This is a genomic window from Vibrio sp. NH-7 (assembly GCF_053643215.1).
This window is the reverse complement of the sequence record NZ_CM132188.1, coordinates 801,872-815,137: the sequence shown is the minus strand read 5'-3', so window position 1 is coordinate 815,137 and position 13,266 is coordinate 801,872. Positions and strand designations below refer to the sequence as shown.

General features: G+C 45.8%; 8 protein-coding genes. 4 read left to right on the top strand and 4 right to left on the bottom strand.

The window, feature by feature from the left end; all coding sequences use genetic code 11:
- Positions 1-13: 13 nt before the first annotated feature.
- Together torS and ACUALS_RS17870 are read left to right on the top strand one after the other, a co-directional pair.
- A complete protein-coding gene (torS, locus tag ACUALS_RS17875) occupies positions 14-2,887 on the top strand; it encodes a TMAO reductase system sensor histidine kinase/response regulator TorS (RefSeq protein WP_454449276.1) in 2,874 nt (957 codons plus the stop codon).
- Between the two features lie 9 nt (positions 2,888-2,896).
- Entirely contained in the window at positions 2,897-3,418 is a 522-nt protein-coding gene (locus ACUALS_RS17870; RefSeq protein ID WP_454449275.1) for a GNAT family N-acetyltransferase, read from the top strand.
- A gap of 3 nt (positions 3,419-3,421) precedes the next feature.
- On the opposite strand, the gene ACUALS_RS17865 is transcribed toward ACUALS_RS17870, so the two are convergent.
- Positions 3,422-4,054 (bottom strand): lysoplasmalogenase, encoded by a 633-nt coding sequence (locus ACUALS_RS17865; RefSeq protein WP_038187214.1) that lies wholly within the window; start codon positions 4,052-4,054, stop codon positions 3,422-3,424.
- Between the two features lie 65 nt (positions 4,055-4,119).
- Positions 4,120-5,268, bottom strand: a complete 1,149-nt coding sequence (locus ACUALS_RS17860; protein WP_454449274.1) for an iron-containing alcohol dehydrogenase — start codon at positions 5,266-5,268, stop codon at positions 4,120-4,122.
- A 152-nt stretch (positions 5,269-5,420) separates the two neighbouring features.
- Between ACUALS_RS17860 and ACUALS_RS17855 the strand changes: the two genes are divergently transcribed.
- Both ACUALS_RS17855 and ACUALS_RS17850 read left to right on the top strand, forming a co-directional pair.
- Positions 5,421-6,308: an AraC family transcriptional regulator gene (locus ACUALS_RS17855; protein WP_039480509.1), complete on the top strand. Its 888-nt coding sequence runs from the start codon at positions 5,421-5,423 to the stop codon at positions 6,306-6,308.
- A gap of 402 nt (positions 6,309-6,710) precedes the next feature.
- On the top strand, positions 6,711-9,869 hold the full coding sequence (locus tag ACUALS_RS17850; RefSeq protein WP_454449273.1) for a chitinase C-terminal domain-containing protein: 3,159 nt from the start codon (positions 6,711-6,713) through the stop codon (positions 9,867-9,869).
- 59 nt (positions 9,870-9,928) lie between these two features.
- Here ACUALS_RS17850 and glgC read toward each other — a convergent pair whose 3' ends face one another.
- Both glgC and ACUALS_RS17840 read right to left on the bottom strand, forming a co-directional pair.
- Positions 9,929-11,155 (bottom strand): glucose-1-phosphate adenylyltransferase, encoded by a 1,227-nt coding sequence (glgC, locus tag ACUALS_RS17845; protein ID WP_454449272.1) that lies wholly within the window; start codon positions 11,153-11,155, stop codon positions 9,929-9,931.
- Between the two features lie 140 nt (positions 11,156-11,295).
- Complete coding sequence (locus ACUALS_RS17840) at positions 11,296-13,197, bottom strand: sensor domain-containing diguanylate cyclase (protein WP_454449271.1); 1,902 nt, start codon at positions 13,195-13,197, stop codon at positions 11,296-11,298.
- Positions 13,198-13,266 lie beyond the last annotated feature (69 nt).

Here is a 13,266-nt window from a genome sequence, read left to right as displayed (position 1 = left end):
GTGAAGTATCTCGATGTTATTAGCAAAGGCCAGTATCGGACGTAAGCTGCTGTTTGCGTTTTTGGCTATGGCATTGCTGGTTCTGATATCAGCGTTGATCGGCGTGTTTGGCTTTAGCTCAGTCGCGAAAACAGAACGGAACGTCGTCAATACTGCCATTCCTTCAATGCTTGAAGCTCGGCAGGTTTCGGAGTTGAGCTCACGCATTATCTCGTCAGTGCAAGGGCTAGCCAATGCAAAGACAGAGCAGCAAAGGCAAGCATCGGGAAAAGAGTTGTTTTCGCAACTGGAAACGCTATTAAGCCACATCAAACAGCTCGGGTCTGACTCTTTTGATTCCAAATTACTCACCAAACTCGAAAGCGACGTTCAACATGTTATTGATACACTTGCCCAACTGGGCATTGTGGTGGAAAAGCGTCTGTTTATTGCAGACGATCTGCTCGTCCGAACGGAAGAGCTTCGTCAACTTGCATCAGAACTCGAACAACTGACTCGTACTCAAGTCGCGAATACGTCAACCATCGCAGTTGCCAACGTTACTCACATCTATGACCTATTAGAGCAGCAACAAATCGATACCGCTTATAAAGCGTTAGATACTTTAGTTGAAGTCGATTTAGATTTGGCAGAACGTCTGCATGAGCTTCATCTGTTGGCGTTTAAGATGCTGAATCATATTGAAGAAGTTCGCACAATTTCTGATTTAGCGCGTATTCACACGATTCGAGAAGAATTTACCAACAACCTACAGATCATGAAACGACGCGTCAGAGCGGTAGAGGATCCGACTCGTTCTATTCAAATGTCGGATCTACTGAGCAAATTAGAGCAGCGTGAAGTTGTGTTTGATGTGCTACAGCAGCGCAACAGCAACGAAAAAGCCGCTCAACAGCTAATGCAAGATACTTTAAATCAGTTTTCTGAGCTTAACGCAACGGTAAGCCGTTTGGTTGATGAATCCAACGTTGCGACCACAAGAGCCGTCGATGAATTAAAAACCACTCTCGACTATGCACAACTTACACTGACTATTATTACAGTGTTGGGCATGCTGATTGTGGTGCTGATCGTCTGGCGAGTGGTGTATGTTCAGGTAGTGAAACGTTTAGCGGAATACTCATCAGCCCTCTCTTCTATCGCACAAGGGCAACTCAAAGTCGACGTTACGGTGAAGGGAAATGACGAGCTCGCTCATATGGGGCAAGCGATCATTACCGCCAGAAACACCGCTCAAGCGTTGAAAGTCGTCGCCGAGAGTGAAGTAAAAGCCAAGCGCGAGTTAGAAGAGCACAAAGAGCACCTCGAAGAGCTTGTCACAGAGCGTACCCATCAGTTACAAAAAGCCAATGCTCGACTCAATGAAGAGGTGCTCAATCACGCTCAAGCACGGCTTCAGGCAGAACAAGCAAGCCGAGCAAAATCGGCATTTCTTGCGACCATGAGTCACGAAATTCGGACTCCGATGAATGGGGTACTTGGCACGGCACGGTTACTTAAAGACGAAGGGCTAAACAGCCAGCAAAGCCGTTATGTCGACGTCATCAACCGTAGCGGTTCCACTTTGTTAGCCATTTTGAACGATGTTCTCGACTACTCGAAAATCGAAGCGGGACATTTAGAAATTCGAACCAAGGACTTTAACCTCAAAGCGATGGTGGAAGACGTTGAACAATTGCTCAGTGGGCGAGCAGCAGAAAAACAACTCGAATTGAGCGCATTGATCGAATCTGACGTCACGACGTTTTGGAAAGGGGATGTGACTCGTATCAGTCAGGTGCTCAATAATTTGGTTGGCAATGCCATTAAATTCACAGATTCGGGTCATGTCGATATATACGTCGCCCATGATCCAGAGCGTGCAGGGCACGTTTTATTTGAAGTTTCAGATTCAGGGATTGGTATTTCCCCTAAAGAGCAAAAAAACTTGTTTGATGCGTTTACGCAAGCTTCGGGTGGCTTGTCATCTAAAGGCGGAACAGGGCTCGGTTTGGCCATCAGCAAAAAGATAGTCGAAGCGATGGGCGGAGAGTTGCAAGTCGATTCTGATTTGGGGAAAGGCAGCCGTTTTTGGTTTAGTATCCCTTTGGAAGTGGGCAACGAAGTCGAAGCCATTGACGCAACGACTCATTGCGACCTTATCGCTAAAGTGCTACTTGTAGAAGATAACCCTGTGAACTGTCTAGTGGCGGAAGGCTTCTTGGCAAGCCTTGGTCACGAAGTTGAAACAGCAATCGATGGGAAATCAGCGAAACAGTGTTTCGAGCAGCAACAGTACGATATTGTCTTGCTCGATATTAATTTGCCTGATTGCAACGGCGTCGAGTTGATGAATGAGTTGCGAGTACTTGACGATACATCGACGCCAATGGTTGCGGTGTCAGCACACGTATTCAATGAGGAAGTAGAAAGCTATCTTGCCGCGGGGTTTGATGGTTATTTGCCAAAACCTCTCGATAAAGATGAGTTGTGTGCACTGATCCAGAATTGTCTTGAGGGTAAGTCGTTAATTCTTCCCCAAGACAAAAAAGACCAGGAGAAAAACGTGACGAGCACAACCATCATTGAACGTAAGGTGTTTGAGTCAGATTTAGCGGTGTTGGGTGAAACCAAGATGGCAGAGATTGTCGACCTTTTTGCCGTTGGTAGCGACGAGATTTTGCAAGCTATTCGCACAGCAGCCGACCTTAACGATGAGTATCAGGTAAAACAATTGGCTCATAAGCTGAAGGGGTCTGCGGGCAGTTTAGGACTCATTGCATTGTTTGAGCTTTGCCAATCTATAGAGAAAGACAATCAACCACTAACTTGCTATCTTGAAAATCGCGTCCGCTTGGAAGAGCTCACGCAGCAGTCGAGACAGGCACTAGAATCGCTAATTAATTAAGGAAACCTCATGCTACTCATTGAATCGTCTAATCTCATAATGCGCTCAATTCAGGAGTCTGATTGGGGTTTGTTTGAGCGCCTACACCAAGATGAAGAGGTGATTAAGTACGCATTTGATAAGCCGTCAAAAGAGGAAATCCGCGCGCGTTTTAACAGCAGACTCCCTTTATGGCGTTGGGGTAGCCAGCATTGGCTTTGTTTGGTGATTAAAGACAAAGCATCGGGTAATACCGTTGGAGTGACTGGGCTATGTCACTCAGAGACCAAAACTGAATGCGTTGAAGTTGGATACCTGCTTCTGCCTGAGTTTCATGGGAAAGGTATGGGTACGGAATCTTTATTGGCTTTAGTGAAATACGCGAAACAGCATTTCCCGATAGAAACCTTCAATGCGATCGTGACAGATGGCAATATTGCTTCTTGCAAAGTACTTGAGAAAGTAGGTTTTCAACTTAAAGAACGGGAGCCAAACGCCTATACTATCGGCGGCATTGAATACGATGACCTTATTTATCGCTATGAGGTGTAGGGATTATCGATAGCTTTCTGCCAGAGCTGACAGCGTGAGTAATATCTGAGCCGTATAGTAGGTCACCATGATTACGTGACGAGAAAACGCCGAGCTGCTTCGAAATCTATCAACCGCCAGCACCACATCAGAGACAATAAACACTAACGCGCCCATCGCGGCGTATCCTGCAAACGGGTTACGCACATCAATCCACACTTCAATGGCGCCCCAAGCCATCAAAAGAATGGCAACCGAGTAGACAGCGACCGGGGCTCGCATCCTATCAAGGGTTGGCAATAACAGCAGGTAGATAATTAAACCAAGGCTAAACAGAATCGCTGGCACCCAATGTGTGAAATGCTCATCTGCTTGGCTAAAAAACGCGTAACCATACACAAGGTGCGCGACAAAAAAGCTCACTAAGCCGGGCAAAAACTTGTCTTTGGGGTGCATTAGGAACAAGTCGCCAATTGCGCTAACGAGCAGACCTAAGGCAATAAGAAATGAGTAATCTGAGTAGGAATCACTACTTTGATAGGCTAGCGCTGACATTAAAACAACGGGCATTGCCTTCGAAACGTAAAACAGCCAACGATTTTTGTGCTCAATACTCCAAATGTGTATCACACATAAACTGACAATCACAAACCACATAAGACCAACTCAAAAAAGAAAAGCAGCATATTGATGCTGCTTTTAGGGTAAGTGGAGTGACCGCTCTAAGCAATAGCTTGCTCTAAGATTTGTCGACTTTCTTCTAGGCCAATCTGCTGGTGCTCGCCAAGTTTGGTCATGCCATGTTCAGATAATTGAGTAACAACAGCGTCAACAGCTTGAGCTTTGGTGGACTCATAATCACTAAACTGCGTATCCACGTTCATTGATGCGTAGAATTGCTCAATCGCGTCAATGGTTTTCTCGGCAAGATCTTCGCTGTGCTGCAAACCAAAAACATTGATTCCCATTTGCTCTAGTTTGGCGCGTTTTGCTTCAATTTGATGTCTTAGTAGAGAAGGTTGAACAATCGCCAATGAACGCGCATGGTCAACGCCCCACAGCGCTGTCATTTCGTGGCCGATCATGTGCGTCGCCCAATCTTGAGGTACACCAGAACCAATCAGGCCGTTTAGCGCTTGGTTCGCTGACCACATTAGATTTGCACGCCATTGGTCATTGTCACGTTGATCAAATGAATCACCCAGTGACTTGAGCGTTTTCAATAACGTTTCTGCGTAGCCATCTTGAACCATCGCACCATGTTGACTTGTCAGGTATTGCTCACAAACGTGGACCCACGCGTCGACAATGCCGTTTAAGAGCTGTTTTTCTGGCAGCGTTTTCATCACATCCGGATCCAACACCGCAAACTTTGGCTGTACAAACGGTGACAGGAAGGCAAGTTTCGTGTGTGTTTCCGCTTTGGTGATGACAGCGCCCATATTCGACTCAGAACCTGTCGCTGGCAACGTCAGGATAGCGCCCAATGAAACTGCACTCGATACTTGATATTGGCCAGTTAAGATATCCCAGCCGTCACCATCATAGTGAGACGCTGCCGCAACGTACTTAGAGCCATCAATAACGGAGCCACCACCGACTGCGAGAATGAAATCAATACTCTTTTCTTTTACGATTGCGACCGCTTTATCTAGCGTTTCTTTCGTCGGGTTCGGTTCAACGCCCGAGAACTCATACCATTCGTAGTCAGCAAGTGTTTTCGTCACTTGGTCGTAAACGCCATTGCGTTTGATTGAACCACCGCCATAAATCACTAAAACTTTCGCGTCATTTGGAAGAGGTTGGGTAATTGAAGAGATTTGACCTTGACCAAAAAAGATCTGTGTTGGATTCGCATAAGAAAATTGCATATCAGTGCCTCTTGTCTAGGAGTTATCTTTATTTGTTTTGACTGTCTATGCATATTAGTGTGAAAGATGGCATTGCAATAGGTGAATTTCTCTAGATTTATTGCCTATTTCTATAAATCTGTTACCTTGGCGTTCTACACGAGGGCGGAATAATGAAATTAGCGACGTTGATGCAAACTTACGTTGACCTTCACGATTTGAACAATCTTGAGGGGATTCATCACACTGACATTGAAGGCGTGTGGTTCTATCGCAGTAGTAAAGGCAACGCACGTCAGCCATTTGTCTATCAGTCTGGCGTAATCGTGCTAGGGCAGGGGCACAAGAATATCTATATTGGCAATCAGCCCGTTGCTTATGGTCCTGAAGATTATCTGGTTGTCGGCGTTCCCATGCCATTAGAGTGTGAAGCACTAGCGACAGATGGAGAGCCACTTCTCGGACTTTCCATCGACATCGATTTGCAGATGCTGCACCGTCAAGTTGCACGGTTAGAGAAACTGGGATTTAGACCTTCGCAATCCCAACAAACCGATAACTTGGGTTTGAAGTCTGTGTCGATGGACAAAGGTATGCTCGACACTTGTATTCGCGTCATGAGCGCACTTTGCGATCCGTATGAATCGAAAATACTGGGTGACTGCCTCAAAGAAGAGTTGGTTTATCGGGCGTTGCAAAGTGCAGAAGGGCATGTGCTGTTCAACTTGGCAGGCTACGATGGTCACTATGCCAGAGTGGCGAGGGCGTTAGAAAAAGTCCACGAGGAATACGCGGAAAACTTAACTGTGCAGTCGTTGGCAGAAGTGGCAAACATGAGCACCTCAGCTTTCCATCATGCTTTTAGGGAGGTCACACTCGAGACGCCCATTCAGTACATTAAAAAAGTACGCTTAAACAAAGCAAAAGAGTTGATTCAGCTAGAGGGAAAAAAGGTCAATGATGCGGCAAGGCTAGTGGGTTACAACAGCAGTTCCCAATTTTCACGTGAGTACAAACGCCATTTTAACCAAACACCAAAAGGTTTAAAACTCGCAAGTTAAAAGGGGAAAGATGTCTTTACATAATTGCTGTTTTTATATGAATAAGAATTATTCATAATAGCTTGCAGTAAATCAAAAGGATTAACAGATCTCATTGATAATTACTACATACCCCTATAGGAGATCTAGTCACTCTCCTCGATAAATAAGCCTCTTTGCGAGCCAGCTCAGAGGCTTATTTTTTTGTTTATAAAATAAATCAAAATTTGGTTATTGATGCAAAATAAGTAACAAATCGTTGCAACAAATGTACATCCATTTGCGAGACAATTGGGAATATAACCTTTTTCTAGGTGTGATTTTCGCAGTGTTATCTATGGTTATTTCGGAAAGAGTTTTAAGTTTCTGCTCGATATGCAGAGAATTTAATACGTTGAAACAATAACTTAAGGATACAACTTTATGCACCTGTCAAAAGGAAATGCGAGTAGACGTGTGTTCACATTGAGCACGTTAAGCGCGTCTTGCCTGATTGCGTTCAATAGCTATGCGGCGGTGGATTGTAGTGCGCTACCCAACTGGGATAGCACTTCAGTTTATAATGGCGGCGACCAAGTACAACACGTAAACGAAGCGTACCAAGCGAACTATTGGACACAAGGCAATAACCCTTCTGAAACCGCAGGACCTTGGGGTTTCTGGAAATCACTAGGAAGTTGTGACGGCGGTGTAGTTGTCAATGAACCTCCTGTTGTTTCACTTACTGCACCATTAGCGACAGATTCCATTTCAGAAGGTGCCGTGATCGCACTGGCTGCATCTGCAAGTGATAGTGATGGTTCTGTTGCTCGTGTTGAGTTTCAAGTCGATGGCGTTGTCGTAGGTAACGCAACTGGTGCACCATACACCGTTGATTGGACGGCAACGGCGGGCAACCATAGCGTGAGCGCTACCGCTTTTGATGATCAAGGTGAAGCAAGCATCGTAAGCACAACAGCAATTACTGTGGATGCTTCGCAGCCTGGTAACCTTGCCCCAACCGTTGATGTGGCACTTTCATCCGCTAACGTAGAAGTCGGTAGTGTGGTCACTCTGACAGCGAACGCAGCAGATAGCGATGGCTCAGTGGATAAAGTGGATTTCTACGTTGCAGGTCAATTAGTTGGTACAACGGTAACACCGCCTTATACGCTAGACTACACGACAACGGCTGCGGGTACGCTATCCGTTTATGCAAAAGCGACGGATAACCTTGGCAAATCAACAAACTCGACCGCTGTTGCCCTTAAAGTAACTGGTTTACCTACGGCTGCAAATTGTCGTCCAGACGGCTTGTATCAAACTGAAGGCGTTAACGTCCCTTACTGTACGATCTACGATGAAGAAGGACGCGAGCAAATGGGCGCTGATCACCCTCGCCGCGTAATTGGTTACTTCACGAGTTGGCGTGCGGGGGATGACCCTCAAGCGGCCTACCTAGTTAAAGATATTCCTTGGGAGCAGTTGACTCATATTAACTACGCCTTCGTCGGTATTGGGCCAGATGGCAAAGTTAATCTAGGTGATGTGAGCGATCCGAACAACGCCGCTACGGGCAAAGAGTGGGCAGGGGTAGATATTGACCCAACACTAGGCTTTAAAGGCCACTTCGGTGCACTTGCGACTTACAAAGAGCGCTATGGCGTTAAGACACTCATTTCAATCGGTGGATGGGCTGAAACAGGTGGCCACTTTGGCGCAGATGGTAACCGCGTAGCTGATGGCGGATTCTACACCATGACAACCAACGCGGATGGCTCGATCAACCATGCGGGGATTGAAAAGTTTGCAGCGTCTGCAGTAGAGATGATGCGTACTTACAAGTTTGACGGTTTGGATATTGACTACGAATACCCAACTTCAATGGCTGGCGCGGGCAACCCTTATGACAAAGCATTCATGGAACCTCGTCGTCCATATTTGTGGGCATCTTATCAGGAACTGATGAAAGTACTTCGTGAGAAGCTCGATGCCGCATCGGCTCAAGACGGCGTTCACTACATGCTAACGATTGCTGCACCTTCTTCTGGTTACCTGCTACGCGGAATGGAAACGTTTGATGTAACCAAATACTTGGATTACGTCAACATCATGTCTTATGACCTGCACGGTGCGTGGAATGATCACGTAGGCCACAACGCCGCGTTGTTCGATACAGGGGAAGACTCTGAGTTGGCGCAGTGGAATGTATATAACACCGCTGCATACGGAGGTATAGGTTATCTAAACACTGACTGGGCTTACCACTACTTTAGAGGCTCTATGCCTGCTGGGCGTATCAACATTGGTGTCCCATATTATACTCGTGGTTGGCAAGGTGTAACTGGCGGAACCAATGGTTTGTGGGGCAGAGCAGCGCTACCGAATCAATCTCAATGTCCTGAAGGTACAGGTGAAGGCGAGAAGAACAACTGCGGTAACGGCGCAATTGGTATCGATAACATGTGGCACGACACTGACCCTAAAGGAAATGAAATGGGGGCAGGTTCAGGTCCAATGTGGCATGCGAAAAACCTAGAGCATGGCATTTGGGGTACATACACTGATGCTTACAAACTTGATCCGGTCAATGATCCTAGCGATCGCTTAGTTGGCACATATGTACGTAACTACGACAGTGTTGCTGTCGCTCCTTGGCTTTGGAATGCTGAGAAGTCTGTGTTCCTCTCTACGGAAGACGAAGCATCAGTTAACGTAAAAGCAGACTATGTCATCGACAAAGAAATCGGCGGCATCATGTTCTGGGAGCTGGCAGGTGACTATAACTGTTACGTGCTAGATGCAAATGGCCAGCGCACGTCAGTCGATGTTAGTGAACAGGCTTGTGCGACCGGTAATGGTGAATACCATATGGGTAACACCATGACAAAAGCCATCTACGACAAGTTCAAGTCAGCGACTCCATATGGTAATAAGATTGCGACGGGCGCAATTCCGACCGAAGCGGTTGATATTTCAGTATCAGTTGGTGGCTTTAAAGTCGGAGATCAAAATTATCCGATTAACCCGAAAGTGACGTTTACTAACAACACAGGGCAAGCGATTCCTGGTGGTACTGAATTCCAGTTTGATATTCCAGTATCGGCACCAGACAATGCTAAAGATCAGTCGGGCGGTGGCTTAACGGTTATTGCATCAGGTCATACACGTGCAAACAATATTGGTGGCCTTGATGGAACAATGCACAGAGTCGCGTTTAGCTTACCTTCATGGAAAGAGCTACCTGCGGGCGGCACTTACGAGCTCGATATGGTTTACTACTTACCAATTTCAGGTCCTGCAAACTATACCGTTAATATTAACGGTGTGGATTACGCCTTTAAGTTCGAGCAACCAGACCTTCCACTAGCTGACTTAGGCTCAGGTAATGGCGGTAACACGGGTGGCGATACCGGGGGTGATAACGGCGGCAACACTGGCTCGGGCACAGTGACGGCATGGGAACCAGGTACAACCAAAGCGGTTAACGGCGAAACCTACAGCTATAACGGTAAGTGCTTTGTAGCCAAAAACAGCCCGGGAAGCTGGGAGTCTCCAACTCAATCAAATTGGTTCTGGGACGAGGTACCGTGTCCACAATAACCAACATTAACTAAACGAAAGCCTTGGCGTAAACCAAGGCTTTTTTCGTTTTCGTTGTTCTAGAATTGATAGCTTTCTGGCACAACGACTACACCGGATTCAGAAACATGAAAACGCTTCGCGTCCTCGACTTGATTGAGTCCTATTTCAGTATTGGGCGGAATCTTTACGTGTTTATCAATGATGCAGTTGACGAGTTTGCATCCTTCACCGACCTGCACATCATCAAACAAAATGCTGTCTACAATGGTCGCACTATCATGGATCTTCACATTTGAGGAGATAACGCTATGTTGTACCGAGCCGCCTGAGTTAACAACGCCGTTCGCGATCATTGAATTGATGAAAATCCCTTCATTTCCGGTAGCCGAAGAGACTGTACGAGCTGGTGGAAATTGAGGTTCATAAGTGCGAATGCCCCAATTCGATTGATAGAGGTTCATCGGTGGAATCGGCTCTAATAGATCCATATTCGCTTGATAAAAAGAATCAATTGTTCCCACATCGCGCCAATAACAGTCTTTTGCAACACGTCCTCTGTCTTGGCAGAAGTTATAACCGTAAACGCACTGTTTATCGATAAGTGTTGGAATGATGTCTTTGCCAAAATCGTGCGATGAGGCTTCATTCTGAGCATCTTCTAATAGCGCTTCTTGCAGCGTCTCGCGCTCAAAAATATAGATGCCCATCGAAACTAGGCTGCGACTGTCGTTGGTCGGCATCGAAGGCGGATCAATGGGCTTTTCAATAAATGAGTCGACTTGATGGTTTGAATCACATGATAGAACGCCAAACGCAGACGCTTCTTCTCTGGGCACATCCATACACGCAATGGTCAGTTTTGCTTCGTTGGCAATGTGATCTTTGAGCATCTCTGCATAATCCATGCGATAAATATGGTCACCCGATAACACAATCACATGCTTGGCGTCGCTGCGCTCTAATAGCCATAAATTGTGATAGATGGCGTCAGCTGTTCCTTCATACCATTTGCCGCCACCACGCATTTGCGGAGGGACGACAGTGACAAATTCCCCTAACTCAGGATTGAAAATAGACCAACCGTCACGGAGATGTTTTTGTAGTGAATGCGATTTGTACTGGGTGAGGACAAGTATCTGACGAAGCCCAGAATGCAGACAATTGGTTAATGTGAAGTCAATGATTCGATACTTACCGCCAAACGGTACCGCAGGTTTCGCGCGATGATCGGTGAGAGGACTAAGTCTTGAGCCCATTCCTCCAGCTAAGATAATTGTGAGCGTGTCTTGCATTCTGTTCTCCATAACGGTGCAAAGTGATCCATATGGATATGAGTACAAGAAACACGCCAAATTTTAAGCTGATGATTTAAATAAGATAAGTACTAAAGCAACGACAAGCCTGAGTTAAATTGGTGCAAGCATTTTTCTAATGTGCACCAAAACTAAGCAATGGAGTCGGACTCGACCACTGACAAAATGTTAACTTGATTGCGCCCAAGCGTTTTCGATTCGTAGAGAGCAATATCGGCACGTTTGTAACTGTTGCCTGCCGTCGGACCAATTTCTGTTATACCGCCGCTGATTGTGATGTTGAGAGAGGTTTCAATGTGAATCGCAGTTCGAACGCGGTTAATCACGATTTCTGCTTCATTGAGTGGGGTATGAGGCATGATAATCGCAAATTCTTCACCGCCGATCCGGGCAACGACATCTGTCTCTCGCAGATGGTTAGTTAAGATACGCGCAACTTCTTTGATGGTCACATCGCCTTTGTCATGCCCGTATGTGTCGTTGATGCGTTTAAAGTGGTCAATATCGAGCAGAGCCAGTGTCGCCGTTTCGCTGTTTGGATAACGTTTCGTTTTTAATGACAGCGATGACATCTCAGCATCAAACTTACGACGATTCCACAGCCCCGTCAGCGGGTCTCGCTCACTGAGCTCTCTTAATCGGTTTTCCAGTTCTTTGCGATGGGTAATATCAATAAATGACGCCACGTAAAACTGAATCACATTGTGCTTATCTTTGACCGTTTGAATACGTAAAATTTCCGTGATTTTTGAACCATCGCGACGCTTATTGACCACTTCACCTTCCCAAATTCCATGGAGCTCAAGCTCTTTCCACATCTCCATATAAAATTCTTGATTGTGTTTGCCTGATGCAAATGTCGAGGGCTGTTTGCCGATAACGTCTTCTAGTTCATAACCACTGACTCGGGTAAATTCTTCATTAACTTGGATAATGCGGTTGTTGTGGTCGGTTATGACCATCGCCGACATACCATTCATTGCAGCTCGGGCAATTTTACTCGCCATGCTGTTTTTCTCATGGTTGTAGTTCCAAGTGACGAAACCAAGGGTTATCAAGAAAATAATGACAAAAAGGAAAGTTGCTTGAATCGCTAAGTTGATCTCCGCATTTCTGGTGATATCTGACATGGCATTGGCATCCGAACGAATAACAAAGATCACCTTATTTACGGTATTGCCATGAGAGAGCTCGGCTTTTGAGTATGAAATCCAAGTATCGGCCTCTCTTTCAGTCCCAGAATTCGTGGTTTTTATTTTGGACCAGATAGTAGGGTATTGGTTGGCCAGATTCGATTCTCGATGCTCTTTAATCACGTTACCGAAGATAGGGTCGCCAGTGTTGGTCAGTAAATAGAAACCATCTTGATCAAGAATGCTCGGTAAGTTAGCGCTATTTCTTTTGTAGGACAGTGCTTTATAAATGCGCGGCAAATCCAAATTGGCAATGAAATACCCCTGAACGGCGCCATTAAGCGCGACCGGAATGATGATCCGATATGCGGGTTTCAAAGGCATGACGTATTCACCATGCTCCTGCTGTAAATCGATACCATAAACGCCCAGCTCACCGGGACGCAGAGTTTGCGCGTAATGAAAGTAATCGCGATCGCCTTTGTATTGGAGACGCTCTTCATTAACGATTTCAGACACTCGCTCACTGCTGTTTATCCTTATCAGCTCTTGACCTTGGGTGTCGAGAAAACGCAGTTGCGCATATACGCCCTGAGTTTGAGTGACTAACAGCCAAAACTCTTTAAGTGCATTGAGGTTAGACTCCGTTGGTGAAACGATCGCTTGATTGAATAGACCATTTGAAGCGAGTGAACGCAAAGACGTATTTATCTTGGTTAAAGTTACTTGCAACTCAGCTTTCGAGTATTCGAGTTTATTTCGATTACTCTGCTCAACGGCGACTGCTGCGGTATCATGGATTTTTTGACTTTCGCTGTAGAAATATAGCGAGGGGACGATGGCAAGTGCGCAAAAAGTAACGAAAAACTGAAGTACTAACTTATAGCGAGAAGATAACATTGCCGATTATATAGTCCGAAAGTTGTATAAGGGATGTATAATATACGATTCATCAATCAATTACTGTGA